General features: G+C 67.9%; 26 protein-coding genes. 13 read left to right on the forward strand and 13 right to left on the reverse strand.

Going from position 1 to position 26857, the window contains the following annotated elements; all coding sequences use genetic code 11:
* Positions 1 to 9: 9 nt before the first annotated feature.
* The 6 genes from A5711_RS07475 to A5711_RS07500 form a co-directional block, all read right to left on the reverse strand.
* Positions 10 to 1353, reverse strand: coding sequence for an SRPBCC family protein (locus A5711_RS07475; RefSeq protein WP_067945056.1), 1344 nt, complete (start codon positions 1351 to 1353; stop codon positions 10 to 12).
* A 10-nt stretch (positions 1354 to 1363) separates the two neighbouring features.
* Positions 1364 to 3124, reverse strand: a complete 1761-nt coding sequence (locus A5711_RS07480) for an amidohydrolase family protein (RefSeq protein WP_067945058.1) — start codon at positions 3122 to 3124, stop codon at positions 1364 to 1366.
* Positions 3125 to 3240: 116 nt separating this feature from the next.
* Entirely contained in the window at positions 3241 to 4377 is a 1137-nt protein-coding gene (locus A5711_RS07485; protein ID WP_067945060.1) for a phosphotransferase, read from the reverse strand.
* A 110-nt stretch (positions 4378 to 4487) separates the two neighbouring features.
* Entirely contained in the window at positions 4488 to 5108 is a 621-nt protein-coding gene (locus tag A5711_RS07490; protein ID WP_067945062.1) for a TetR/AcrR family transcriptional regulator, read from the reverse strand.
* A gap of 86 nt (positions 5109 to 5194) precedes the next feature.
* Positions 5195 to 5635: an ATP-binding protein gene (locus tag A5711_RS07495; RefSeq protein WP_082975675.1), complete on the reverse strand. Its 441-nt coding sequence runs from the start codon at positions 5633 to 5635 to the stop codon at positions 5195 to 5197.
* A 59-nt stretch (positions 5636 to 5694) separates the two neighbouring features.
* The gene (locus A5711_RS07500) at positions 5695 to 6072 is read right to left on the reverse strand and encodes an STAS domain-containing protein (protein WP_067945065.1); all 378 of its coding nucleotides are present in this window, start codon (positions 6070 to 6072) and stop codon (positions 5695 to 5697) included.
* A 359-nt stretch (positions 6073 to 6431) separates the two neighbouring features.
* On the opposite strand from A5711_RS07500, the gene A5711_RS07505 reads away from it, so the two are divergent.
* The 3 genes from A5711_RS07505 to A5711_RS07515 all read left to right on the forward strand — a co-directional run bounded on the left by A5711_RS07505 (position 6432) and on the right by A5711_RS07515 (position 9131).
* Positions 6432 to 7547: a catalase family peroxidase gene (locus A5711_RS07505; RefSeq protein ID WP_369827287.1), complete on the forward strand. Its 1116-nt coding sequence runs from the start codon at positions 6432 to 6434 to the stop codon at positions 7545 to 7547.
* A complete protein-coding gene (locus A5711_RS07510) occupies positions 7544 to 8122 on the forward strand; it encodes a cytochrome b (protein ID WP_082953253.1) in 579 nt (192 codons plus the stop codon). Before A5711_RS07505 ends, A5711_RS07510 begins: the two co-directional genes overlap by 4 nt.
* Before the next feature lie 115 nt (positions 8123 to 8237).
* The gene (locus tag A5711_RS07515) at positions 8238 to 9131 is read left to right on the forward strand and encodes a fructose bisphosphate aldolase (protein ID WP_067945067.1); all 894 of its coding nucleotides are present in this window, start codon (positions 8238 to 8240) and stop codon (positions 9129 to 9131) included.
* Positions 9132 to 9187: 56 nt separating this feature from the next.
* Here A5711_RS07515 and A5711_RS07520 read toward each other — a convergent pair whose 3' ends face one another.
* The 3 genes from A5711_RS07520 to A5711_RS07530 form a co-directional block, all read right to left on the reverse strand.
* Positions 9188 to 10264, reverse strand: a complete 1077-nt coding sequence (locus tag A5711_RS07520; RefSeq protein WP_067945070.1) for a DUF190 domain-containing protein — start codon at positions 10262 to 10264, stop codon at positions 9188 to 9190.
* A gap of 77 nt (positions 10265 to 10341) precedes the next feature.
* A complete protein-coding gene (locus tag A5711_RS07525) occupies positions 10342 to 11514 on the reverse strand; it encodes a sulfotransferase (RefSeq protein WP_067945072.1) in 1173 nt (390 codons plus the stop codon).
* A complete protein-coding gene (locus A5711_RS07530; RefSeq protein WP_067945074.1) occupies positions 11511 to 12599 on the reverse strand; it encodes a DUF1214 domain-containing protein in 1089 nt (362 codons plus the stop codon). Before A5711_RS07530 ends, A5711_RS07525 begins: the two co-directional genes overlap by 4 nt.
* A gap of 59 nt (positions 12600 to 12658) precedes the next feature.
* Here A5711_RS07530 and A5711_RS07535 point away from each other — a divergent pair, with 59 nt between their 5' ends.
* Positions 12659 to 13243 (forward strand): TetR family transcriptional regulator, encoded by a 585-nt coding sequence (locus A5711_RS07535; RefSeq protein WP_067945075.1) that lies wholly within the window; start codon positions 12659 to 12661, stop codon positions 13241 to 13243.
* Here A5711_RS07535 and A5711_RS07540 read toward each other — a convergent pair whose 3' ends face one another.
* Entirely contained in the window at positions 13244 to 13825 is a 582-nt protein-coding gene (locus A5711_RS07540) for a TetR/AcrR family transcriptional regulator (protein WP_067945077.1), read from the reverse strand. It abuts the gene before it with no gap.
* Positions 13826 to 13968: 143 nt separating this feature from the next.
* Between A5711_RS07540 and A5711_RS07545 the strand changes: the two genes are divergently transcribed.
* From A5711_RS07545 to A5711_RS07585, 9 genes are all read left to right on the forward strand, one after another.
* The gene (locus tag A5711_RS07545; protein WP_067945078.1) at positions 13969 to 16194 is read left to right on the forward strand and encodes an acyl-CoA dehydrogenase; all 2226 of its coding nucleotides are present in this window, start codon (positions 13969 to 13971) and stop codon (positions 16192 to 16194) included.
* Positions 16195 to 16202: 8 nt separating this feature from the next.
* Entirely contained in the window at positions 16203 to 17411 is a 1209-nt protein-coding gene (locus A5711_RS07550) for a thiolase family protein (protein ID WP_067945080.1), read from the forward strand.
* 6 nt (positions 17412 to 17417) lie between these two features.
* Positions 17418 to 17831, forward strand: coding sequence for a Zn-ribbon domain-containing OB-fold protein (locus A5711_RS07555; RefSeq protein WP_066951239.1), 414 nt, complete (start codon positions 17418 to 17420; stop codon positions 17829 to 17831).
* Between the two features lie 207 nt (positions 17832 to 18038).
* Complete coding sequence (locus A5711_RS07560; protein ID WP_067945082.1) at positions 18039 to 19376, forward strand: amidohydrolase family protein; 1338 nt, start codon at positions 18039 to 18041, stop codon at positions 19374 to 19376.
* A gap of 2 nt (positions 19377 to 19378) precedes the next feature.
* Complete coding sequence (locus tag A5711_RS07565) at positions 19379 to 21712, forward strand: CoA transferase (protein WP_067945084.1); 2334 nt, start codon at positions 19379 to 19381, stop codon at positions 21710 to 21712.
* Position 21713: 1 nt separating this feature from the next.
* Positions 21714 to 22043, forward strand: a complete 330-nt coding sequence (locus A5711_RS07570) for a hypothetical protein (RefSeq protein WP_067945086.1) — start codon at positions 21714 to 21716, stop codon at positions 22041 to 22043.
* Between the two features lie 18 nt (positions 22044 to 22061).
* Positions 22062 to 23231: a thiolase family protein gene (locus A5711_RS07575; RefSeq protein WP_067945090.1), complete on the forward strand. Its 1170-nt coding sequence runs from the start codon at positions 22062 to 22064 to the stop codon at positions 23229 to 23231.
* A complete protein-coding gene (locus A5711_RS07580) occupies positions 23228 to 23650 on the forward strand; it encodes a Zn-ribbon domain-containing OB-fold protein (RefSeq protein ID WP_067945091.1) in 423 nt (140 codons plus the stop codon). The genes A5711_RS07575 and A5711_RS07580 overlap by 4 nt, the downstream gene beginning before the upstream one ends.
* A gap of 7 nt (positions 23651 to 23657) precedes the next feature.
* A complete protein-coding gene (locus A5711_RS07585; protein ID WP_067945094.1) occupies positions 23658 to 24311 on the forward strand; it encodes a PadR family transcriptional regulator in 654 nt (217 codons plus the stop codon).
* Here the strand turns inward: A5711_RS07585 and fadD1 are convergent.
* From fadD1 to A5711_RS27500, 3 genes are all read right to left on the reverse strand, one after another.
* A complete protein-coding gene (gene fadD1 / locus A5711_RS07590) occupies positions 24250 to 25893 on the reverse strand; it encodes a fatty-acid--CoA ligase FadD1 (RefSeq protein ID WP_067945096.1) in 1644 nt (547 codons plus the stop codon). The two genes, A5711_RS07585 and fadD1, sit on opposite strands and share 62 nt — an antisense overlap.
* Before the next feature lie 82 nt (positions 25894 to 25975).
* A complete protein-coding gene (locus A5711_RS07595; RefSeq protein ID WP_067945099.1) occupies positions 25976 to 26737 on the reverse strand; it encodes an SDR family NAD(P)-dependent oxidoreductase in 762 nt (253 codons plus the stop codon).
* Positions 26738 to 26778: 41 nt separating this feature from the next.
* Positions 26779 to 26857 (reverse strand): hypothetical protein (locus tag A5711_RS27500; RefSeq protein ID WP_231987438.1); only part of this gene is annotated, 79 nt, incomplete at its 5' end.

The raw sequence follows: 26857 nt of genomic DNA on the forward strand, positions 1-26857 counted from the left end.
CTACACGAATTATGTTGGCGGCGGTTGATCCGTCGGGCCGCCGGTCATTCGCTCCGACGCGGGTAGGTCCAAATAACGCTCAAGGTTGCGGTGCATGTTGATCACGCGCCGTTCCTCGCTGGACAGCACCAGATGGGTGAAACCCGGCTGATGCATGCCGCGCTGCAGGCCCGCGAGCACCTGGATGTCCTGGGTGAGCACCACGCCGGGCTCGGCCTCACCGGCGGTCACCCGGACATCGGTCGGCTTGGCGCGTGCGGCGCCGGGCGGCATCCGCGTCATCAAGAACATGACCAGCTCGCCGTGATCGGGGTCAGGTCCGGGCCGGGAGCACATCACTGTCAGGTGGTCCGCGTTGGCGAGCAGCGTCATGTTGGGGAAGACGTTGTACTGGTGCAGGCGGGTGATCCGGTCCGTGTCCGCCCAGTCGAGGTCCACCCCGCGGGTGGCCGCGAACGCCCGGGTGTGTGCGGCGATCAGATCCTGCACGGTCTCACCCGCTTGGTGTCCGGGGAAGGGGGTGCCTTCGGCGGCCCCCATGAGCGCGCCCTGCGTGTAAACGTAAGCGTCCCAAACCTCTTCGTCGCTCAGCGCGCCGTCGAAGCGTGGGCTCTGCACCCCGTAGGGCTGGTCTGATTTTCCGGTGTGACCCCAGATTTGTTGTGGCGCATGGATGTCGTCGACGCAGCGCAGCAATTCCGGGTGCAGCGTCTGAATGTGGTAGGTCTCGCTGTAACCGTCGGCGATCGTCTTCCAGTTCGCGTCGACCTCCACGGTCAGCGTGGCATAGCAGCGGAAGTCGCTCAGCCGGCACCACGCGATGTCGTCGGGCACCGCCTCGAGGTACTCGAGCAGCGGCATCGCGTCGAGGTCGGGATTGACGAAAACCAGTCCCTCCCAGGTGTCCACCCGGACCGGCACCAGCGGGAAGTCGGACATCTTCAGCGACCCGAAGCCCTTGCGGTTGGGTACCCGCCTGAGCGTGCCGGCCAGGTCCCAGGTCCACCCGTGATAGCCGCACTTGAGCTCGCGCAGCCCCGAGCCCGATCCCACGCACACGGAGTTGCCACGGTGGCGGCAGGCGTTCTGGAAGGCCCGCAGCGCCCCGTCGTCACCGCGTACGATCAGCACACCGTATGGGCCGCAACGGTATTCGAAATAATCACCCGGCTCGGCGACGTGGTCGACCATGCACGCCAGCTGCCAGACCTTCGGCCACATCCGCTCGAACTCCAGAGCGGCGAACGCGGGGGAGTAATACCGGTGCGCGGGCACCCGGGCCGGGCTTTCCGGCGGGGTGCCGATGGCGTCCTCGTCGCGGGCGCGGGTTGGATTGCCGGCGGACGCGTTCATGCGTGCAGCCTTAACGCGCTCCGCGCACCAAGCGGCCGGGACGCGCACCGGTGTCGACGTCGTGGCGCCGGGTCACGGTCCCGCTGACGATGGTGGCCGCGTAGCCGCTCGCCCCCTGCAGGATTCGGTTGCCGCCGGCGGGCAGGTCGAAGGCCATGGCCGCGGGATGCAGAGTCAGGGCATCCATGTCGATGACGTTGATGTCGGCCTTCTTGCCCGGCTCGATGGTGCCGCGATCGGTGAGGCCGAACAGGTGGGCGGTGTCGCGGGCCTGCTTGCGGATCACGTACTCCAGCGACAGCTTTTCGCCGCGGCGCCGGTCCCGCGCCCAGTGCGTGAGCAGGAACGTGGGATACGAAGCGTCACAGATCATCCCGCAGTGGGCGCCGCCGTCGGAGAGACCGAGCACGCCGGCCGGGTGTAGCAGCATCTCCCGGATCGCGTCGCAGTTGCCGTCGGCATAGTTGTACAGCGGCAGCATCAGCATGGCGGTTGCGTCCTGCTCGAGCATGAGGTCGTACAGGGTGGACAGCGGGTCCTCGCCGCGCGCCTTCGCGATGGCCGCGACGGTACGGTCCGGGGTGGGCTCGTAGTCGGGCGGGTTGCCGAGTGCGTAGAGGCGGTGCAGGGAGTGCTGCACCAGGGCGAACATCCCGTCGAACAACAGGGTCGGGTCGGCGGCCAGGTCGTCGTCGGCCAGGATGGCGGCCTTGACCGCGGGATCGGCCAGGCGTCGCGCGAGTTCCTCGCGGCTGCATTCGGCGGCCAGACGGCGATAGGTGGGCCGGTGGCTGAAGCCGTGATGGCCCTGGAATCCGATCATCATGCCGAACGGCCGGGCCGCGACCTGCGGGTACAGCCGGGCACCGCCGGCGTGCGCGTCGGCGGAGAGGTCGAGCATCTCGCGCCACAGGTTGGGGTCGGCGTCCACTTGAATAAGAGCGAAGGAGACCGGCCGGTCGATCTCGGCGCTCAGTCGGCGCATCCAGTCCAGTTCCTTCTTGGGGGCGACGATGTCCTCGCCCGCGGCGCCTTGCGGTGCCAGCTCGAAGACGGCCTGACCGCCGGTGGCCATGGCGCGCCCGAGGCCGAACAGCTCGTCCTCGGCGGCGTAGGTGCCGGGGACCGGTTCGCCGTCCATCGCGCGGTGCCCCATCGTGCGGGAGGTGGAAAATCCGAGCGCGCCGGCCTCGATCGCTTCCCGAACCAGCCGGCCCATGGCCTCGATGTCCTCTGGGGTGGCCGGCTCGTTGCGCGCCCCCCGCTCGCCCATCGCGTAGGCGCGAACGGCGCCGTGGGCGACCTGGCTGCCGACGTCGACGGCGAACTTGTGCTTGTCGATCGAGTCCAGGTATTCGGGATAGGTTTCCCAGCCCCAGGTGATGCCCTCGGTGAGCGCTGTGCCGGGAATGTCCTCCACGCCCTCCATCAACTCGATCAGCCACTTCTCGGTGCCGGGGCGCACCGGCGCGAAGCCGACGCCGCAGTTTCCGGTCACGATCGTGGTGACGCCATGGCCGCTGGACGGCTCGAGCAGGCTGTCCCAACTCACCTGGCCGTCGTAGTGGGTGTGGATGTCGACAAAGCCCGGGGCCACCACCAGGCCCGTGGCATCGATGGTTTCGGCGGCCTCACCGCCCATTTCGGGTTGATCGGTGCCGCGGCGGACCACATCGACGATCTTGCCGTCCTTGATGCCGACGTCGGCGCGATAGCGCTCCGCGCCGGTGCCGTCGACGACGGTGCCACCAACGATCTTCAGGTCGAACATGAGACTCTCCTTGCCGCCAGCGGCTGAAGACGCAAAAGACCCGCAGCATTACGCTACTGGAAGTAGCGTAACTCTTGGCGCGGTCACCGCAATAGGTTCGGCGAAACTCGCTTGCCCTAAAGCGAACTCTTTAGCGCCGCGACCGTTTCCAGATCGTCGAGCGCTTCTACACCGCGCCGCAGCCCTTCCATGGCAACCTCTTCGGCCTGCAGGCCGCCCAGGCCCGCGGTGATCAGCGGCGCGACGTACGCGTACAGCGCGGCCTGGCGAAAGCGCAGCCAGAGTTCGTCGCGGTCCAGTTCGGGCCCACCCGCCGCGGCGAGCGAGCGGCGGTAGTCGTCGAGCAGTTCGCGCTGGGTCGTCTGGCGGTCTTCGGGCGTCAGGCTGGTGATCAGCGTGTAGGCCAGTTCGCGTGACGGGTGCCCGCGCCGCACCGCCTGCCAATCCAGCAATCCGGCCTTACCGCCGTGGAAGTACATGTTGCCCGGGTGCGCATCGCCATGCATGACGGCGTGTGGGGGAGTGTCGATGAGGGTGGCGACGGCCCGGTAGTTGTCGGCGATGAAGCGGCCGCTTTCGAGGGGGATCTCGGTGCGCTCGGCAAGGCGCTTGATCGAGGCGCGCATCAGCGATCCGGTCAGCAGGGAGGTGACGTCGCCGGACGGCGTGTAGAGCCAGCCCAACGGGCCGCGCCCGTCGCGCGGGAGTCGGTTCCAGAACGTGGCGTGCAGGTCGGCGAGCAGCTCGACGATCAGGCTGGCCTGCTCGGGCGAAAGCGGGTGCAGGGTGTCGGGGAACTCGCACGAATCGGCGGGAAGGTCCTCCAGCACCAGCAGGTAGCGCCCCGTCCACGGGTCGAACGCCGTGCCATAGGCATACGGGGTCCCGACCACCTGCGGCGCGAGCTGGCGGTAGAACCGCACCTCGGTGTGTCCGAGCCGGCCCAATTCACCCATCAACCGGGTGGCCGCCGTCTTCGCCGCGAGCTTGACGAACACCGAGTCCGGGACGTTCTTTCCGGTCAGCACCAGCCGCGCCCGCGACGACGTCCCCGCGTCGCTGTCCAGGACGCGGACCGTCCTGACGGCGGTGCCCATCACCTTGGAGAGCACTGCAGCGTCGAGGTCCCGCACTCGCCGGGGCAACCCCAATCGGCCGCCGACCACCGCGTCGGTGGCGACCCGGCCCACGCCGCGGCCCAGGTGAGCGGCCAAGCCGGCAGCCGAAATCGCCCGCGTCACGGGGTTATTCATATTTTTCGTTTCTTGGTGCGGACGTGTCACCCGCACCGCGAGTCGTTCGGACATCGCGGCACGGGGTCAGACAAAAATACCCGAACGTCTGGGCATCAGACAATAAGGCGTTATTGTCTGATCTCCGGTACCAGGGCGCGCACCACGAATTGGTCGACGAACTCGCGTTGGTCGGCGACCGGGCGGTACCGCCAAGAGGGCGCCAGGAGAAACATGGTCGCCGTGTGCAGCCATTGGACAACCGACCGTGGGTCGAGATCGGCGTGCAGACGGCCGGCCGACTTCCAGCGATCCAGCAGCGGTTGGTAGTGCCGCAACAGCGTCTCCACGATGGGCTCCGAACCCTTCTGGAGCGCCGTCGCCACGGCCGTGCTCTCGGCGGCGAACAGCGCTTCATTCAGTGGATCGCCGTCCACCGACTCGACGCGGGCCAGCACCATCTCGGGCACCGACCGCACTGGATCGTCGGGGGCGGCCAGCGAGCGGACCAATTCGCCGAGCGCATGGTCGACCCGTTTCAGGATCAGGGCCAGCAAGACGTCGTCGCGGCCGGGGAAATACCGGTAGACCGTGGATCGCGACACGCCCGCCTCGTCGGCCACCTCACCCATCCGGAACTGAGTGTTGCCGCGCCGCGCGATGCAGCGGCCCACGGCATCCAGGATGCGCCTGCGGGCCTCCTCGTCATCGAGGATCGCGCGGTCGTCGCCCCACCGGCGACTCGGTTCCATGGCGCAGATGTTACGGGGTCAGTTCCCCATGACAACGAATTCCATTGCGGACCAAGCACATCGGATGCAAGTCGGGGACCGCGGGGTCAAGCGTTCCGGCGTTGCGTCAGATCGGTCCAGGTCAAGGTGACGCGGGTGCCGCGCGGGGTGCGGTCGATGGCCACGTCGTCGGCGAGTGTCTCCATCAACGGGATGCCGCGTCCGCGGCGTTGCTGCTGGTAATGGGCCGGAAGTTGCTGACGCCAACGGCCGCGATCGTCGACAGTGACGGACAAGGTGTCGGACTGCCGGTCATAGGCCGCGCTCACGTCCAGCGTCCCGCGCCGGGAAGCCTCGCAATAGGCGAATTCCGCGGCGTTGGCGATGGCTTCGTTCACCGCCAGCAGGACGTCGCTGAACCGGTCGGAACTGAGCGTGGAATGCGTTTCGAGCCAGATCCCGAACTCGGCTCGGGCGCGAGCAGCGCTGCGCGGGTCAGCGGCGACGCGATTCCGCGCGAAGCGGGATCGGTCATCGATATTCGACACGTCATGCGGTTGAGGATCAGAGCGCCCCATCGTTCCCAGTTGTGCCCCCATCTCGAGGTTCACCCACCAGCAATGCCGCTCAGTGCGTCGTCTAGCGAGCTGTAGAGCGCGAGCACGCTGTCGATTCCCATCAGTTTGATCGGTCTGCTCGTCGCCGAGCCGTTGGCGACGACCGCGAATTGTGTCGGCGGCTCGGTCTCCGCCTGCGCGGTCACCAGAACGGTCATCCCGGCTGACGCCAAGAAGTCCACTTTCGACAGGTCAACGATCAGCGCGGCGGGTTTGGTCGCCAGCGCGGTCTGGATGGCCTCGGCCAGATGCGGCGAGCTGAGCATGTCCACTTCACCCGAGACGGTCAGCACGACCGCCTGATCTACCTGCTGTTTTCCCACTGAGAAAGCGGTCGGATCGATTGGATCACCAGTAAATTCGCCCATGGTCTATCACTCACATTCGGTCCCTGGTGGGACACCGTTAGCTCTTAAAACAGCCACTGCCAACACCGGGGGCTGCTTGTTCAACCCCACGGAAAGCGCTTGCCCTTCGGAGGAGACACACTCCGTTGATTCGCGCTCTAGCTACAGATGCAGCCGCAGATTGTTTATTCGATGGTATGACACGCGGGGAACGACACCCAAAACGAGTGAACGAATCGCGTCGGCGCGCCGTCCTGTGAGTGTGTGCGACGCCTCCCGCAGAAGTTGCGCATGGCATTGGCCCATGCGTGAATTGCCTGTACCGGATTCGTGTCCAGCTCGGGCCCACTGGCCTGCCCAAACGCGGAAGGACGGTCGGCGTGGAGCCCGGTGATCGCGGTGGGGAGCCAGACGACCTCGAGCCGGCCGGCGCCCGTCCCGACGCGGTGACACGCCGGCGCGCACTGCTGGGCATGGGGGCGGTGGCCGGCATCGCCGCGGTCGATGTCGGTGGCTTCGCCTACGCAGGCGGTTGGCTGCGACCCGGCGCTCTGACACCGCCCCGGTTCGCCGACCGCTTCGAAAACGTCTACGGGCGCCACGACGGTTTTCGCCGGAATCACGCCAAGGGGCTCAGCGCGGTCGGAACATTTACGAGCACCGGGGCGGCGGCGGCGATCTGCCGGGCCGCGGTCTTCCGGCCGGGAACCGTGCCGGTGATCGGCCGGTTCTCGCTGTCGGGTGGCCTTCCGGATCAGGCGGACGCGCCGACCACGGTGCGCGGACTGGGCTTGCTCTTCCAGGGCCCCGATGGCCAGCAATGGCGCACCGCGATGGTCAACATCCCCGTCTTCCCGGACAGCACGCCGCAGGGCTTCTACGACCGGTTGCTCGCGTCCAAACCCGTGGCGGCGACGGGCAAGGCCGACCCGGAGAAGATGGCCGCCTTCCTCGATCGTCATCCCGAGACGGTCGCGGCGATGAAGGTCATCAAGCAGGCCCCGCCGAGCGCGGGGTTCGCCGACAGCGCGTTCCACGGCCTGAACGCGTTTCATTTCACCAACGGCGCCGGGGCGACCGTTCCGGTGCGCTGGGCCGCCGTTCCGCAGCAAGCGCCGGCCGCGCCGGCGTCACCGGCCGGCAAGGACTACCTGTTCGACGACCTCATTCGCGCGCTTGCGCAGCGACCACTGAATTGGCGCCTGGTGCTCACCGTCGGCGAACCCGGTGATCCGACCCACGACGCCACGAAACCCTGGCCGCGATCGCGCCGCACCATCGACGCCGGCACCATCACCGTCACGGCGGTGCAGACCGAGGTGCCCGGCAACGCCCGCGACATCAACTTCGACCCGCTGGTGCTGCCGGACGGCATCACCGCCTCCGACGACCCGCTGCTGGCCGCGAGGTCGGCCGTCTACGCCCGCTCGTTCACCCGCCGCGCGGAGGAACCCAAGACGCCCAGCGCGGTCGACGTTTCCCGGGTGCTCCGGTGACGGCCGGGGCCGCCGCGGCACGGTTCGCGCTCCCGTCCCGCCTGCTGCACTGGCTGATGGCGCCCATGGTCATCGCGCAACTGCTCATCGGCGTCACCATGGTCGCGGCGCTGAGCTACTACCCGCTGCTGCTGGCCATCCATCGGCCGCTGGGCGTGCTGATCCTGGCGTTCGCCGTGGTGCGGCTGGCGAATCGGCTCAGGCACCGGCCCCCACCGTTTCTGGCCACGATGAGTCGCGCCGAACGGCGCATCGCGACGTGGTCGGAATACCTGCTCTATGCCCTGCTGCTGGTGCAGCCCCTCACCGGGTGGGCCATGTTGTCGGCGGCGCGGTTCCCGGTCACGCTGGTGGGGCCGCTGCGGCTGCCCGGCATCGCGCCGCACAGCATCGACGTGTTCGCGGTGCTGCGCGAGTGCCACGGCGCTCTGGCATTACTGCTGTTTCTGACGTTCACCGCCCACATGTGCGCGGTGCTCTTTCACACGCTCGTGCTGCGCGACGGGCTGCTTGACCGCATGGCGCTGTGGCGCGCCAGGCCCGCCCCGGCGCGGCCAGAGCAAGCCGAGCTGTAACGACCTGCCTCCCCGGGCTGCGATCGGCCGAATATGATCGGCACGATTAGCGCAGGGTGCTGGGCACCGCGGGCGCCGTGACCATATGCCGACCACGAAGGAGTGGGGAACTTCCATGCCGAACGAGAAGCAAGCGGAGCGGATGACGTCGGGCAAGGGGTTCATCGCCGCGCTCGACCAGAGCGGCGGCTCGACGCCCAAGGCGCTGCGGCTCTACGGCATCCAGGACGACGCGTATTCCTCCGAAGAGGAGATGTTCGACCTCATCCATCAGATGCGCTCGCGGATCATCACCTCCCCGGCGTTCACAGGGGACCGGGTCCTGGCCGCGATCCTGTTCGAGCAGACCATGGACCGCGAGATCGAGGGCACCCCGTCCACCACCTATCTGTGGGAGACCAAGGGCGTGGTGCCCATCCTCAAGATCGACAAGGGCCTGGCCGAGGCGTCAGACGACGTGCAGCTGATGAAGCCGATCCCGGGACTGGACGAGCTCCTGCAGCGCGCCGTGAGCAAGGGTGTCTTCGGTACCAAGGAACGGTCGGTGATCGGCGGCGCCAACGCCAAGGGCATCGCCGCCGTCGTCGCCCAGCAGTTCGAGCTCGCCCACCAGGTGCTCTCGCACGGTCTGGTGCCCATCATCGAGCCCGAGGTCACCATCTCGATCGCGGACAAGGCCGACGCCGAGCGCATCCTGCGTGACGAGATCACCAAGCAACTCGAGAACGTGCCCGACGGGCAGCGCGTGATGCTCAAGCTGAGCCTGCCGACCGAGGCCAACTTCTACCGCCCCCTGATCGACCACCCGAAGGTGATGCGAGTGGTCGCCCTTTCCGGCGGCTACTCGCGCGAGGAGGCCAACGAGCTGCTGGCGAAGAACCACGGGCTGATCGCCAGCTTTAGCCGCGCGCTGACCGAAGGGCTCACCGTCGACCAGTCCGACGAGCAGTTCAACGCCACGCTGGACAAGGCGATCCAATCGATCTACGACGCGTCGGTCGCCGGCTGAGCCCACCGATGGCGGCGACCCGCGTTCGCCCGGCTTCGCCGCGCTCGCGATCGCCGCTAGTAGCGGTGGTCGGCCATCCGGGGCGGGCCGTCGCCGGCGTCACGTTCGTCCGACACCACGGCGGGCACCATCTCGCTCGTCACCAGCCCGTCGTCGCGAGTCAATTCGTCGATCACGTCAAAGGATTCGGCGATGTTGGCCGGGGTGTCGACGACGATGGTCACCACCGGGACGCGTCGGCGTAGCGAGAGGAACTTGTCCCCGTGCGGTCGATGATCACCGTGGTAGCCCCAGATGCCCCGCACCACCGTCGCGCCGTCGGGCGCGTTTCGTTGACGAAGCCGCTGCACGATCGCGCGGTGAATCGGCACCCCGTCGCGTAGGGCCGACTCGGACGTGTAGACCGTCAACTTTTGGAACAGTGGTAGACCCCGTTCGTCGACCCCCGGGAGCGCGTGCGGCCGTTCCAGAAGTTCGCCGTCGCGTTTGCACACGCGGATCCGCTCGAGCGTGACCATGGGTTGCCGAAGCAGCCCCATCAGCTCCGGCAACACCTCGCCGATGCGCTCGCCGGATCCGACCGCGACGATCATCATCGGGACGTTGGCGTTGCGCCCGAAGAAGCGCGCACGGTGCCGCTGCCCATCGGTGACGCCGTCGACGCCCAGCAGCACCGATGCCCCGGCTATCCGGCGCCGGTGCAGCACATCGCAGATCGCGACGTAGGCGGGGGCGCCGTTGACGCGCTCCTTGCGGCCGACGTAGACGGTCAGCTTGACGGCTTCCCGCAATTCGCCGGGAAGCCGCAGCGCCCCGTCGTCGCGTAGCAGCCGCGCCCGCTCCAAGGTGACCAGGCCCCGCTGCTTGATGGCGAGCACCGGGTCGAGCAGGGCCTCGATCTTCGTCCTGGTATCGACAGCGACGATCGCGACGGGTGGGTCCTCGGACAATGTCAGCGACTCGTCGGTTCTCAAGTGGCGCCCGGAACCGAAGCCTCCGATGCCACGCAACACCACGCCACAGGCGATGCGTTGCCGGGCATAGAGATCGAGCAGCACATCGGACACAAAGCCCTCGTCGGTCCGCCGCCGCTCGGCCAGGTAGGTGGTGAGCTTCAGGCAGTCTTCGTCCATGTCCGCTCCAGTCGCTTTGCGGCGATCCTACTAGGTTGGGACCTCAAGCGCCGCAACGGTGTTCGACGCTGTTCGGCTCACCGCAGGGTTTCGGTCGGCACCGCGTAGCGGTCCTGGTAGGCGCGCACCCGCTCGCGGACCTCGTCGGCCTGCAGGCCGGTGTCCGACCAGGTGTAGCGGCCGCGCCCGCCGTCACCGGGGTGGGCGGCAAGGAACTCACGCATCTTCTGCTCGGCGTCGGGTCGCAGCTCGCGGTCGAGCCGCTGGTAGATGTCTTTGATCGTGGTCCACGGGTCGTTGATGAAGTCGGCGTACTGCACGTCGATCACGCGGTCCGCCGGCACCGCCCCGCAGTCGCGCAGGGCCATCTCGCGCTCCAGCCCGACGACGATCTCCTCGTAGGACTGGGCCGCGCACTCGGCGATGCTGGACTCGTCGCTGCACATCCGGCGCAGGTGGTGGGTCAGTGCGGCAATCGACGAGATGACGTTGAGCGGGTCGCGATGGGTCTGCACGATCAACGCGTCAGGGTATTCGCCCAGCAGCGTGTCGAGCTGCCACAAATGTGCCGGGGACTTCAGCAACCACTGTCCGGGAACGCCGGATTGCAAGTGCTGCAGGAAGATTCGGTGAAACCGGTAGGCGCCCGTGTGGTCGGCCTCGTAGAGCAGCCAGCGGTAGTAACCGGGCAGGCGGTACTGCACCGAAAAGATCATGCTGACGAACTCTGCGGCCGTGATGCGCACGCACTCCTGGCCGACGAGGGCGCCCATCGGATGAAAGGCCAGAAACCCCGGCATGATCTGCTCGGACATCTCGATGGCGGCCTGCGCCTGCGCGATGCGCGGATCGTCGTGATAGGTCTCCGGCTGCGGAACGGGGCAGGGCTCGTCGACCTCCCAGGTCAACGGGGCGCGCAGCGCAGGGTCCTGGGCGAGCAGGTCGTAGAGGATCGTGGTCCCGGTGCGCGGCTGACCGACGATGAATATCGGTGCCGCAACCGGTTTCGTCGCGACCTCGGGATGCTGCTTGCGCCAGGCGATCACGCCCAGGCGATTCTTGAGAGCCCGCATGATGTCGAGGTAGGCGATTTCCACACCGATGTCCGACAGCCGCGCGTCGTTGATCAGCCCGTCGGTGAGGCGGTGGAGGCCTGGCCGCCACCCCTCGGCGCCGAAGTCGTCGCTTCCGACTTCCTCGCAGGCGGTGGCGATCAGCCGTTCGGGGGCGAATCGGTCCTTCAGTGTCATACCGGCTCCTCACATCGGCGCACCGCCACTGCCACGTCGGGAGGGCTTGGGTTGTCCAGCCAGCGCAGGACGACAAAGCCGCGGTGGCGGCCACCGGTGTCGAGCCAGTGGCCCACTCCGAAGTCCTTCGCGGAGATCGCGATTCGCACCCGGCCGTCCCCATCGGGTGCGACGCCGCGGTTCGTCACCGAGCCGTGCCGGGCACGCGGTTCCAGGCACTCGTGCCAGATGCTTTCCAGCGTGACGTTCCAATAGCGGGTGTCGGGGGGAGCGATGTCGAGGACCAGTGCCTCGTCCGGTTCGAGCCGGTAGGTCCCGATCATGTACAGGTTGTCCGGGGTGGTGTCAGCGGCGCCGAGGTTGGCGGCCTCGGCGGTCAGCAACGTGTTCGGCAAGTCGAGCAGTTCCGGCTTGATGGTGCGGTGCAGCGTCGCGAGCTTCATCAATGACCACGCCATTGCGGTGAACTGGTCGGCGAGCTCGCCGTCCGTCAGCGGCGCGAGTGGGCGGGGGTTCAACGCCTCGATCCGCAGCGTGGCCAGCTCTTCACGCGCGCGATCACCGATGTACTCCCGCACCACCACCGACGAGGCGTCCTCGGGAATCTTCACCCATTGCGCACCGGCGAGATCGTCCGGTTCGTCCGCGGACAGCACGAGCGCGAATTCGCCTGCGTCGAGGGCCAAGTCGACGTCGCTGACGTATGCCGCCATGCGGCGCGGCGTCAGCCCCGTCCCGGCCAGGATTTGCAGCCCGAGGTAGGCGCTGGTGCCCCGGGATCCGGTGATCCGGTAGCTCCGGTCCCCACGAATCATCGCCAGGTAGTAGTTGCCATCGGGGTTGGGACCGCCGACCATGCGGTTGTCCGAACACATATCGAAGAATGAGGGCCGCTCGGCATCCGACTCGACCGACATCTGCGCGCACAGGGAAGCGACGCGGGCGATCAGCCGGAGCCCTTCGAGCAGTTCCCGCTCGGACTCGGCGTCCTCGGTCACGACCTTGGTGACGTCAGCAAGCATCTGCTGGACGAACTGCCAAGCGGCGCGCGCCCGCTGACTGGACGAATCCGCCTCGTGAGACATCGTCTCATGCTAAGACTATGTCTTACAGTTCGGGGTTGATTCACGGGAAAAGGTGGGGAATGGCTGCGACGGCCTCGCTGGCCGAACGGAAACGGATGGCCATGCGTCAGCGCATTGCCGCCGCCGCCGCTCAGCTGGTCGCCGACCGCGGTTTGGCGGGCACGACGGTGGACCGCATCGCCGACGAGGCCGACATCGGGCGGGCGACCTTCTTCCGCTACTTCAACTCGAAGGAAGACGCCGTCGCCGAGGGCATGACCGTCCATTGGCTCGACCGGATCACCGCCGCCCTGGCGGCCCAGCCCGAGCGCCTGAGCGCCACCGATGCGGTGATCGGCGCCTTCTCGGAGCTCGCCGACGGGTTCGCCGACATCGAGGGCCAGGTTCGCGAATTGGCCATCCTGACAAGGTCTTCCGACACACTGGACGCGTGGACACTGCACATCTACGTGCGGTACGAGCGTGCGATCGCCGACCTGATCGCGCCGCGGCTGACGCGACTTGCCCCGCAGGACCCAAGACCCCGGTTGATCGGCGCGGCGGCGATGGCCACCGTGCGGATCGCCCTCGATGACTGGCTCAGCCACGGGGGCTCTCTTCCGGACCGCGTGAGTCAGGGGCTAAGAGCGATCACGATCAGGTGATCAGCGATTGAGCGCCTCGACGATGAGCCGCGTCGTGCGCTCGGCTCGGCGCCGCGAGTAGTGCTGGGCGCCGGAAAGGATCGGGTACACCACACCGCCGACGATCGCGTCCGCGGCCGATTCGGCCAGGGCGGCGGCGATACCGTCGGCGAGCAGCCGGGCCCGCACGCTCTCGTGCAGCGGCGCGCTGAATCCGGCACGCAGTCTGACGGCGGTGTCCTCGTGTTCCATGCAGGCGACGGTCAGGGTCCGCAACATCGCGGAACCGCGGGCGGTCGTCAGGCTGGTCACCAGCCTGCCCACCCAGCCCACCAGGTCGGCGGCCAGGTCACCGGTATGGGACACCGACGCCAGCAACTGATCGGCGTCCTCGAGCATGACGTCGGCGACCAGCGCCGGGCGGCTGGGCCACCACCGGTAGATGGTCTGCTTGCCCACCCCGGCCCTGGCGGCGACGGCCTCGATGGTCAGACCGTCGAAGCCGCGCTCGAGAAGCAGCTCGCGCGTGGCGGTGACGATCGCCGTGCGCGACTTCTCGCTGCGCCGCCTCGGCGTGCCCACCTGGGTGAGATCGCTTGGCATATGGTGATCCTCACTGCCGCGGTGGCCCGCTTTACATAGCCTGACTACCCCCGGTAGTCTGCCACAAGACGAGACGGTCCGTCTTGTAAGTCCCGGAAGGATCAGTCGGTGCGGCCAACCATAGTCACCTCTCGGCCGCCATCGTGACCCTGGGACTGAGTCCGGAGCAGCAGGAGCTCAGCGACGCCGTCGGGCAGTTCGCCGACCGGCACGCCCCGATCGCCGCCACCCGCGACAGCTTCGAGGACCTCGCGGCGGGGCGGCGCCCCGGATGGTGGGATGCCCTCGTCGCCAACGGCTTTCACGCCGTACATTTACCCGAAAGCCTGGGCGGCCAGGGCGGCCGGCTGATCGACGCGGCCTGCGTTCTGGAGGCGGCGGGCAAGGCGCTGTTGCCCGGGCCGCTGTTGCCGACGGTTGCCGCGGGGGCCGTCGCGTTGCTTGCCGATGCCACGCCGGCCGCCGAAGCATTGGTGCGCGACCTGGCCGCCGGCGTCATCGCGGCCGTAGTGCTTCCCGACGACGGCGACTTCAGGGCACGGTCGGACGGCGGGGAATGGCGGATCACCGGGGCGTCGGAGGTAACCGTCGGGGTCTGCGCGGCGGAAACGGTCCTCGTCGCCGCCCGAGCGGAAGACAACGACGTGGTCTGGGTTGTTGTCGACACCGAAAACCCCGCGGCGACAGCGGAGCCCGTCAACGGCACCGACCTGGTCGCGGACGCCGGCATCCTGCGACTCGACGACTATCGTGCGGCCGAGTCGGAAGTGCTCAGTGGGATCGACCCCGACCGCGCGCGGTGCGTCACCGTGAGTCTGGTGGCCAGCGCGATGGCCGGCATCGCGCAGTGGTGCGTCGAGGCGGTCACCGCGCATCTGCGCATCCGCGAGCAGTTCGGCAAGGTGATAGGAACCTTCCAGGCGCTGCAGCACAGTGCGGCGATGCTTTTGGTCAACAGCGAGTTGGCCACCGCGGCGGCCTGGGACGCGGTGCGCGCGGTCGATGAATCGCTCGACCAGCACCGAATGGCGGCCGGTGGCGCGGCGACGATCGCGGTCTCGCCGATCCCGGACCTGGTGCTCGACGCGCTGACGATGCTCGGCGCCATCGGTTTCACCTGGGAACACGACGTGCACCTGTACTGGCGGCGGGCCATCAGCCTGGCGGGATCGATAGGTCCGGCGAATCGCTGGGCGCGCCGGCTGGGCGAGCTTACGTGCGCCCAGACGCGCGACATGTCGGTGAATCTCGGCGACGCCGAACCCGCCTTCCGGTCCTGGGTCGCCGAGACGCTGGATGCGGCAATGCAGTTGCGCAACGACAAACCGGCACCGCACGGCGACTACCCGGACCAGGCCTCGGGGCCCCAGCGCACGTTGATCGCCGATGCCGGCCTGATGGCACCGCACTGGCCGGCGCCCTGGGGCGTCGATGCGGGTCCGCTCAAACAGCTCATCATCGACGAAGAGTTCGCCAAGCGACCCGGGCTGGTCCGGCCGTCGCTGAACATCGCCGAGTGGATCCTGCCCTCGGTGCTGGCCGCGGCACCGAAAGACCTGCAAGAGAAGCTGATTCCGCCGACCCAACGCGGCGAGATCCATTGGTGTCAGCTGTTCAGTGAACCCGGTGCCGGCTCCGATCTCGCGTCGCTGGCCACCCGGGCGACCAAGGTGGACGGCGGTTGGCGGATCAACGGCCACAAGATCTGGACGTCGCTGGCGCAGTACGCCGACCTTGGCGCCCTGCTGGCGCGCACCGACCCCGAAGCCAGCAAGCACCGCGGCATCGGTTACTTCATCCTCGACATGCGGTCGCCCGGCATCGAAATCGAGCCGATCAAAACCGCAACCGGGCAGGCGCACTTCAACGAGGTGTTCCTCAACGACGTCTTCGTTCCCGACGAGATGTTGCTGGGCGCCCCCACCGACGGCTGGAGCCTCGCTATCGCCACCATGGCCGAGGAGCGTTCGGCCATCGGCGGATACGTCAAGTTCGACCGCGCCGTCGCGCTCCGCCGGCTCGCGGCGCAGCCCGGACCCGACCGTGACGACGCGTTGCGCGCGCTCGGCGAGCTCGATGCCTACGCCAACGCGATCAGGGCGCTCGGGGTGCGGGAGACCATCCGGCTGCTCGACGGCCAGGCGTCGGGTCCGGCGTCCAGCATCGCCAAGGTCGCGATGAACGTGCTGCTGCGGCGTACCTTTCAAGCCACGTTGCAGTTGACCGGGCAGGTCGCGATGGTCGATGATCCCGACGCAGCGGTCGTGGAACCCTATTTGCATCTCCCCGCCGAATTGCTCGGCGGGGGAACCCGCGAGATTCAGCTCAACATCATCGCGCAGATGATCCTCGGACTCCCCCGAAAGTAGGACAGCCCATGGGATTACGCGGAGAAGCGGCGATCGTCGGTTACGTCGAGTTGCCGCCCGAGCGGCTCAACAAGGCCTCCCTTGCGCCGTTCGCGATCGAACAATGGGCGGAACTGTCGGCGGCCGCGCTCGAGGACGCCGGGCTGCCCGGCGATGTCGTCGACGGGATCGTGGCGTCGCACCTGGCGGAGTCGGAGATCTTCGTGCCCTCCACCATCGCCGAATATCTCGGCGTCGGAGCGCGATTCGCCGAGCACGTGGACCTCGGTGGAGCCAGCGCGGCGGCCATGGTCTGGCGGGCGGCCGCGGCGATCGAGCTGGGCATCTGTGACGCGGTCCTATGTGCACTGCCGGCGCGGTACATCATCCCGTCGTCGAAGAAGAAGCCCAGGCCCATGGTCGACGCGATGTTCTTCGGTTCATCGAGCAACCAATATGGCTCCCCTCAGGCCGAATTCGAGATTCCCTACGGCAACCTCGGCCAGAACGGGCCCTACGGGCAGGTGGCCCAGCGCTATGCGGCCGTCTACGGGTACGACGAGCGGGCGATGGCCAAGATCGTCGTCGATCAGCGGTTCAACGCCAACCACACCGAGGGCGCGATCTGGAAGGACAAGCCGCTTACGGTCGACGACGTCTTGGCCAGCCCGGTGATCGCCGACCCGCTGCACATGTTGGAGATCGTCATGCCCTGCGTCGGGGGCGCCGCGGTGGTGGTCGCCAACGCGGATCTCGCCAAACGCGCGCGCCACCGGCCGGTGTGGGTCAAGGGATTCGGCGAGCACGTGCCCTTCAAGACCCCGACCTATGCCAAGGACCTGCTGCACAGCCCGATCGCGGAGGCCGCCGACACCGCGTTCGCCATGACGGACCTGAGCCGCGAGCAGATGGACATGGTCTCGATCTACGACTGCTACACCATTACCGTGCTGCTGTCGCTGGAGGACGCGGGCTTCTGCGAGAAGGGCAGGGGCATGGAGTTCGTCGCCAACCATGACCTCACCTTCCGCGGTGACTTCCCGCTCAACACCGCGGGCGGGCAACTGGGCTTCGGTCAGGCCGGGCTGGCCGGCGGCATGCACCACGTCTGCGACGCCACGCGCCAGATCATGGGTCGCGCGGGGGCGGCGCAGGTCGCCGACTGTCACCGCGCCTTCGTGTCCGGCAACGGCGGAATCCTGTCGGAACAGACCACGCTGATTCTCGAGGGGGACTGATCACAGATGGCCACCTTCGAGCGCCCGATGCCTGTCAAAACCCCTACCAGCACGCCGTTTTGGGACGCGCTGGCGCAGCACCGGATCGTCATCCAGTACTCGCCCTCGCTGGGGAGCTACGTGTTCTACCCGCGGGTGCGGGCGCCGCGCACGCTCGCCGATGATCTGGAATGGCGAGAGATCTCCGGCATGGGAACGTTGTATTCCTTCACCGTGGCCCGCCGGCCGGTGAGCCCGCACTTCGCCGATGCCGTGCCGCAGCTGCTGGCCATCGTCGAATGGGACGAGGGGCCAAGGTTTTCCACCGAGATGGTCAACGTCGACCCAGCCGACCTGCGGGTGGGCATGCGGGTGAAGCCGGTGTTCTTCGACTACCCGGAGCACGACGTCACGATGCTGCGGTACGCGCCCGCCGACTGACGCCGACCAATGTGCGGCCAGTTGCGCAGTCGCGGCGGGACTATTAGTCCCTGTAGTACCCGCGCTTTGGCCACAAAATGCGGGTGCGGCCTGCGCACTCCGTCGTTGCAGTGCAATTGTTTAGCCGCGGTCGCGAACCGGCGGACGCGGTTGACACTGTGATCGACGCCATTGTCTACTAGTCACTATATCGGCGAGGAGTGCGGCATGAGCAAGGACGATCTGATCCTGATCAGCGTGGACGATCACATCGCCGAGCCAGCCGACATGTTCGACGCGCACGTTCCCGCGAAATACAAGGACCGTGCCCCCCGGGTGGTCGTCGAACCCGACGGCATCCAGCAGTGGTATTACGGTGAGGTCCGCGGGCGGAACATGGGCCTGAACGCCGTGGCGGGAAAGCCGCGGGAGATGTACAACATCGACGCCTCCCGCTACGACGAGATGAGGCCCGGGTGCTTCAACGTCGACGAGCGGGTCCGCGACATGAATGCCGGCGGCCAGCTGGCCGGCCTGAACTTCCCCAACTTCACCGGCTTCTCCGGGCAGGTCCTCAACCAGGGCCCCGACCGCGACACCAACCTGGTGATGATCAAGGCCTACAACGACTGGCACATCGACGAGTGGTGCGCGACCTACCCGGGCCGCTTCATTCCCTGCGGCATCCTGCCGCTGTTCGACGTGGCCGAGGCGGCCAAGGAAGTCAACCGCCTCGCCGGGAAAGGCTGCCACGCGGTGACGTTCTCGGAGAATCCAGAGGCGTTGCAAATGCCCAGCATTCACACCAAGTATTGGTATCCGCTGTTCGAGGCGGTCTGTGAGAACAAGACGGTGCTGTGCACGCATGTCGGCTCCGCGTCGCGCTCTCCCCAGGTGTCGACGGACGCCCCACCCAGTGTGCAGATGACGGCGTCGTCCATGATGAGCATGTTCACGTTCACCGAGCTGATCTGGGCCGAGTTCTGGGCCGACTTCCCGGAACTGAAGTTCTCGCTCACCGAGGGTGACGTCGGCTGGATACCGTACTTCCTGTGGCGGGCCGAGCACGTCTACAACCGCCACTCGGGGTGGACGCTGGCCAAGTTCCCGCCCGGTTACAGTGGACCGGCCGACGTGTTCAAGCGGCACTTCTACACCTGCTTCATCAGCGACAAGGTCGGCGTGCGCAACATGGACTGGTTCAACGAGGACATGCTGTGCTGGGAGTCCGACTTTCCCCATTCCGACAGCAACTGGCCGTTCGCGCCCGAGGACGTCATCGCGACCATGGGGCATCTCGACGACGCGGTGATCGACAAGATCACACACGAAAACGCCATGGCCGCCTACTCATTCGATCCGTTCCGGCACATCCCCAAGGAGCACGCCCGCGCCGGGTATCTGCGCGCCCAGGCCACCGACGTCGACGTGGTGACGCACGTGGGGCGCCAGGCGAGCCAGCGTGACCGCGACGCGTGGACCCGGATGACCCAGTTCGCCCTGCAGGCGCAGGTGACGGCGGAAGCCGGGGGCATTGCGGGCCGCGCCACCACCCTGGGCAACTGAACGTGTCACCCCGAGCACCGTTCGAGGACTGGCGTGTGCTGGAGTTGTCCAACGGAATCGCGGTGTCCTACTGCGGGAAGATGTTCGCCGACGCCGGTGCCGATGTGGTGAAAATCGAATCGCCGGATGGTGATTCCATACGCCGGCGGTCGGCCGGGGGGCCACCCGGGGCGCTGTTCGGCTATCTTGCCGCGGGCAAGAAGTCGGTGACCGACAGCGGCGGTGCGGAGGTCGCCGCGCTGCTGGCCGGCGCCGATATCGTCCTCACCGACTTGACCGACGGGTGGACCCTCGACGAAATAGGTTCGCATACCGGCCCTTCCGCCGTCGTGGTCGCCGTGACGCCATTCGGCACGACGGGCCCCTACGTCGACGATCGGGTGGTCGCCAACGAGTTCATCCTGCAGGCCCTGTGCGGCTCCACCGCCGGCCGCGGCTGGCCGGAGGACGAACCGGTGCAGGCCGGCGGCCAGCTCGGTGAGTGGCTGGCGGGGACCTTCGCCGCCGCGGTCGCCGCGGCGACCACCCGGCACGCGCGCCGTAGCGGGCGAGGCGAAGTCATCGACGTGTCGACGTACGAGGCGATGGTGATCGCCATGGGCGGCCTGTCTTCCATGTCGGCCAGCGTGCTGGGCGCGGATTCCCTGCTGGGACAGCGCAGTTTGGAGCTGCCGTCGATCGTTCCCACGGCCGACGGCATGGTCGGCTTCTGCACCATTACCGCGCAGCAGTTCCAGGACTTCCTGGTGCTGATCGACCGCGCCGACCTACTCGACGACGCCGAGCTGGCCTCGTTCGACGGCCGCGTTGCCCGCCGCGACGAGTTCGTCTGCATGGTCACGCAGTGGACCCAGTCCCGCACCACGCAGGAGATCGTCGACCTCGCGGTCGCCTTCCGAATCCCGGTCGCCCCCATCGCCACACCCGAGATGTTGCCCGCCATCGACCATTTCGTGGACCGCGGCGTGTTTGTGGAGTCCGGCGCCGGCGTGCTGCAGCCCCGGGTGCCGTATCGCAGCGATGCGATGGACACCAGGCCGCCCGGGCGGGCCCCGCGACCCGGCGCAGACAACGGCCGCGTCTCCTGGCCGCCACGACCCTCCCCGCCGCCGGCCGCCGACACCGGCGCGCTTCCGCTGGCCGACACCCGGATCACCGATTTCACCGCCTTCTGGGCGGGCCCGGTCGCCACCCAACTGCTGGGCACGCTGGGTGCCGACGTCATCAAAGTCGAGGGCGTCCGCCGGCCGGACGGCATGCGCTTCTCCGCCGGCCGCCCGCCCAGCTGGGACCAGTGGTGGGAATGGGGCCCGGTCTTCCTGTGCAGCAACAACAACAAGCGCGGCGTCAGCGTCGAGCTCAGCACCGACGCGGGACGGGCCATCGCGCTGGAGCTCATCGCCGCAAGCGATCTCGTCATCGAGAACTTCTCGCCCCGCGTGATGACGAACTTCGGTCTGGGCTGGGACGCCGTACACGCGGCCAACCCTCGGGCCGTCATGGTGCGGATGCCCGCCTTCGGCCTCGACGGGCCGTGGCGCGACCGGGTCGGTTTCGCCCAGACGATGGAGCAGGCCACGGGCATGGCGTGGATGACCGGACATGCCGACGGCCCTCCGGTGATCCCCCGCGGCGTGTGCGACCCGATCGCGGGCCTGCATGCGGCCTTCGCCGCCGTGGCGGCGTTGGTGGTGCGCGACCGCGACGGAACCGGGATGCACGTGGAATCGACGATGGTGGAGGCGGCACTGAACGTGGCCGCCGAAATGCTGGTGGAGTACTCGCGCAACGGAATCGAGATGCGCCGCAACGGGAATCGAGGCCCCGGTGCGAGCCCCCAAGGGGTTTACCGCTGCCGGGGCGAGGACGATTGGGTGGCGCTGGCCGCGACGGACGACGACGCCCGCGCGGCACTGGCCAGGCTGCTGGCCCAACCGGATCTTCGCACCGGTGACTGGCTGGAGCACCCGGACGAAATCGACAAGCTCATCTCGGATTGGACCGCACGGCGGACGGTGGCCGAAGCGGTCGAAACGCTGCGCGGCGCCGGGGTTCCCGCGGCGCGCGTCACGCCGGCCCCGGAACTCCTGCGTGACCCGCACCTACACGCGCGGGGCTTCTGGGAAACCGTCGACCACCCCGTCGCCGGTTCCTTCCTCTGCACCGGCATGCCGTTCGCATTCCTCGGCAGGCCGCGGCGCTGGATCCGCCGGGTACCGCCGCTGTACGGGCAGCACACCGGCGAGGTCCTGACGGACCTGCTTGGGCGCAGCGAAGAAGAGTTGTCCGCGTTGCGGCAGTCGGGGACCATCAGTGCCCGGCCGACGGGCCTGTGACATGGCGGTCACCCTCTGTGTTCCGCCCCGGGACGGCGAATTGTGCGCACCGGTGCGATTTTTGGTGCGCGAGGACTCGGTGGTGATGGAACTGACCGCTCGGCACCGCATCACCAGCGTCGAATGGGACGAGCGCGAGCACGCGGTGGCGATGGTCGTCGAGATCACCGACCCGCAGACGGCCCGGCCCGTGGACGTGCGGATCGATGTGGTCGATGCCGGCGCGGCGCCCGCCGACGCCCGAACCACCAGGATCGGGGCGATCACCCGCGACGGTCGACCGTACGACGTCGTCGGCACCTATCTCGGTGTCGTGGCGGACGAGAACTAGACGCGAAGGATCACGAAAGTGGCAGGGACGAAACGCAGCGCCGCGATCGTCGGGGTGCACAACACCCGGCAGGGCCGCCGCCTGGACGGCGAGACCTCACGCAGCCTGGCGCTGGCGGCCATCCGCGGCGCACTCGATGACGCGGGGCTGCGCCTCGAAGACGTCGACGGGGTCAGCGCGGGGCCGCTGTCCACCGCCCTCATCTACGACCTGCGGCTGGGCCCGGCCTGGCAGGGCCTCGCCTTCGGCGTGGGCATGATCACCGAGGCGGTCACCGCCATCGAACACGGCATGGCGGACGTGGTGGTGCTGGTGGCCGCCCAGGCCGGCGAGTACCGCGACCACGAGGCCACGGCGCCGTGGACTCGCCCCGAGAACGAATTCGTCGCGCCGTGGGGCATGTTCACCACCGCCGAGTTCGCACTCATCGCGCGCCGGCACATGCACACCTACGGCACGACGCGCGAACAACTTTCGATCGTGGCCGCGACCATCCGCAACAACGGATCGCGCAACCCCGAAGCCGTCTACTACCAACGCGGGCCCTTCGCGCCCGACGACATTACCGCATCCCGGCCCATCGCCGACCCTTTTCACCTCCTCGACTGCGCCACCACCTCCGAAGGCGGATGCGCACTGGTCATCGCCAACGTCGAAAAGATCGACCGCGCAAGCCAACCCATCTACGTGCTGGGCAGCGGCGCCGACTTCCACGGGCCGTCCTACCAGCACCCGCCGGCGTGGGATCTCGCCGGCCGGCGGGACCGAAAAGGCGGATATGTCAATGGTGTGGTCGGCAGGCGCGCGGCCGAGCGTGCGTTCGCCCACGCGGGGCTGCGGCCCGACGACGTCGACGTGCTGGAACTCTACGACCCCTTCTCGTTCGAAATCATCCGCCAGCTTGAGGCTTTCGGGTTCTGCGGCGAAGGGGAGGGCGGACCGTTCGTCGCCGACGGCCACATCGCCATCGACGGCAGCCATCCCATCACGACCGACGGAGGAACCATGTCGTTCAGCCACGCGGGCTCCAATCCGCAGATGATGCAGCGCGCCGTCCGCGCGGTCCAGCAGCTACGCGGCCAGGCGGGCGAGCTTCAGGTTCCCGACGCGCACATCGCGTTGTGCAGCAACGGGGGAGCGGGGGCCTTGTTCACCACACTGCTGATCCTGGGGGACGAACCGCGGTGACGTCTGATGCCCTGCGCCCGCAAACCGGCCCCGTGCCCCACGCGAGTAGCCACCTCAGCGTCCCCTTCTGGGAGGGTTGCCGGTCCGGAGAATTGCGGTATCAACGCTGCGAGGCTTGCGGCCTGGCGAACTTCCCGCCGACCGAGCATTGCCGCCAATGCCTTTCGGCGCATGTGCGTTGGGAGCGCAGCGCCGGGCTGGGCGAAATCTACAGCTGGACGGTGGTCCACCGGCCGGTGACTGCGGAATTCGAACCGCCCTACGCACCCGCGATCGTCACGCTGGACGAGGGCTACCAGATGCTGACCAACGTCGTCGGGATGGCGCCGGAGGAGCTGCGGATCGGCATGCGCGTGCGCGTGCGGTTCCACGCCGTCGGCCCCGATGTCACGCTGCCGTACTTCACCGGCCAGAAGTAGGCCGGTCATGAGCCCCCGGCGCACCAGCAACGGCCTCCCGGTGACCGCCTATCTCGTGCTGGGTGTGCTGGCCGCCAACGACGAGCAGCTCACCGCCGGCGAGATCAAGATGCGCGCCGAGCTGTCGGTGGGCCACTTCTACTGGTCTCCGTCGGTCAGTCACGTACGGCGCGAGCTGAACCGCTTGTTGGCCCGCGGCATGGTGAGCGAAATCGGCGCCCAATCCGGCAAGCGGGCGATCACGCTCTACGAGACCACCGATGCCGGGCTCGACGCGCTGCGCCGGTGGGTGCAGCACTTCCCGGGCGACGACCAGGTCGTCATCAAGCACCCCGTCATCCTCAGAACCTGGCTGGCCCGCGGCGAGGACCCCGAACGCATCGTCGACACGTTGGACCGTCATCTCGAGGCGACCCGGGCGCGGCTGGACGAGGCGTTGTGGTCGCGGCAGCGGTCGCGCGAACTCGGCATCAGCGACGACCCGGACCAGCGCTTCTCGTTGGCGGTGCTGGACTACGCGATCCGCGGTTTGTATGCGGAGATCTCCAACATCGCGCAGTTGCGCGACGAGATCTCCTCCGGCACAACGCGGGATCCGGTCAGGCGGGTCCGACGGACGAAGGGCCAGATCCGACGGCGGGTGTCCGGGAGTCAGAGCTAGGCGTCGCGACGGCATAGGCGGTGCCGCGCGGTTCGCGTTCCCACAGCACTTCCCCCGCGGCGATATCCGTTCCCTCGGCGATCAATTGTCGCTTGAGCACCTTGTGGGTGGCGGTGCTGGGCAGGTCGGTGGCGATGCGAACGTAGCGCGGGCGGGCCTTGGGCGACAGGTCCGGCTGAGCGCCGAGGAACGCTTCGAAGGAATCGGGGTCGAGGGTGTGCCCTTCGTTGAGTACGAGCGCGGCCATCACCTGGTCGCCGACGCGCTCGTCCGGGACGGCGTACACCGCGACGCGGTTGATTGAGCTGTGACGCAACAGGATCCGCTCGATCGGCGCCGCGGCAAGGTTCTCCCCGTCCACCCGCATCCAGTCGGCGGTGCGGCCGGCCAGGTATATCCAGCCCTCGGAGTCGCGGTAGGCGAGGTCACCGGACCAGTACATGCCGTGGCGCATGCGCTCGGCGTTGGCGTCCGGGTCGTTGTAGTAGCCGGTGAAAAAGCCCGAGCCGGCGGTATTGACCAACTCGCCCACCGCCTCGTCGGCGTTGACCAGAGCGCCGTCGGCGTCGAAGCGCGCGACCGCGCACTCGGTGACGGTGTCGCTGTTGTAGATCGCCACCCCGTCGATCCCTTTGCCGATCGAGCCCTTCGGCGTGCCGGGTTCGCGGATCACGATGACCGCGTTCTCGGTGGAGCCGAAGCCGTCTTCGACTTGCACGTCGAAGCGCCGCGCGAACTCCTCGATGTCCTTGTCGTTGGCCTCGTTGCCGAACGCGACCCGCAGTGGATTGTCGGCGTCGTCGTCGCGTTCGGGCGTGGCCAGGATGTAGGCGAGCGGCTTGCCGACGTAGTTCATGTACGTCGCGCCGTAGTGGCGGACGTCGTCGAGGAAGCTGCTGGCCGAGAATTTGGCCGGCACGATCGCGGCGCCGGAGACCACCGCGGGCGCCCAGCCCGCGACGACCGCGTTGGAGTGGAACAGCGGCATCGACACGTAGCAGGTGTCCTGCCCGGAAAGCGCAAAGCGCTCAACCAGGTTGACGCCGGCGAACGTCGCCATCAGGTGTGACACCTGCACCGCCTTCGGGTTCCCGCTCGTTCCCGACGTGAAGATCATCATGAACGGGTCCATCGCGGTCACCTGCCGGTGCGGCACCAGTTCCCCGGCATCCTTGACGAATTCGGTCCACTGCGGCGTCGAGCTGTCGAGGATCTGCGTTCCCTCGAGGTCCAGCCCGTCCAGCAGCGACCGGTGTTCGGCGTCGGTGACGAGGAACTGGCAGTGGGCGCGCCGGACGTCGGCCGCGAGTGCGTCGCCGCGCCGGGTGGTGTTCAGTCCGCAGAGGACGTAGCCGCCGAGGCCGGCCGCCGCCATCTGGCTCAGCATCTCGGGGTTGTTTCCCAGCAGGGCGCCCACGTGCATCGGCCGGTCTCGGTCGGCGGCCGATATCAAGGCGGCGGCCCGTGCCGCCGCAGCCGCCAGGTACTTACTCCAACTCCACTGCAGGGCACGGTGTTTGACCGCGACCCCCGGATCGGACAAGCGCTTGCGCAGTAGCGCCTGAATCGTGTCCTCAGTCATCGGTCTCAAATCACCTTCACTATGCCTGGCCTGCGAGACGAGACGGTCCGTCTTATGGTAGCGGCGGCGGGTCGCCGTCCCGTTATCCGCCCACCATCATCAGGCCGCCATCGACCGCCAGCAGCTGACCGGTGATGAATCCCGAACCGGGACCGGCCAGAAAGACCAGCATCGGGCCGAGATCCCGCGCGGGATCGCCCAACTTTCCACCCATCGGAATCATCATCTGCATCTGCTGGTCGATGAATGCGCTGGCGTCGGGACCGAGGAACTCGCGCAGCCGGTCGGCGCCGGCCGTCTGCACCGCCGGCGCCAGCGCGTTGACCGTGATCTTGTCGGGCGCCCAGGCCTTGGCGGCCGACCGCGTCCACGCCTGGACCGCACCCTTGGTGGCGGCGTAGACCGCCGAGATCGGGCTGCCCATCACGGCTTCCGACGAGCCGAAGTTGATGATCCTGCCGCCCTTGGGGTCCTGGTCCTTCATCACGGCGTAGGCGGCCTGATTGGTGAGGATGGTCGCCTTGACGTTGGTGTCCAACAGGAACGAGATCTCGTCGACGCCGATGTAGCCGGGAATGCCGGCCTGCCACAGCCCCGCGGCGTTCACCAGCACGTCGAGTCCGCCCAAGCCCTCGGCGGCATGCCGCACCATTGCCGAGACGGCGTCGGCGTCGCGCACGTCGCACTGCAGCCAGCTGGCCGCGAGGCCATCCGGCGGCGGCGTCTGGTGATAGGTGGCGGCGACCTCTGCGCCGGCCGCGCTAAGGGCTCCCACGGCGGCCGCGCCGATGCCGGTCGCTCCGCCGGTGACCAGGATCCGCCTGCCCCGCAGCGGTGGCGTCATAGCTGACATGCGCAAGACGCTACCGCCGGCGGGGCGGGTGGTTACGTGCGCACCGCGATCGTCGACAACAGGTCGGCGAGCCGGTCCGGCTGGTCGATCATCGAGAAGGTCCTGGCGCCG

The sequence above is a fragment of the Mycobacterium sp. E2238 genome, from assembly GCF_001672665.1.
Lineage (GTDB): Bacteria > Actinomycetota > Actinomycetes > Mycobacteriales > Mycobacteriaceae > Mycobacterium.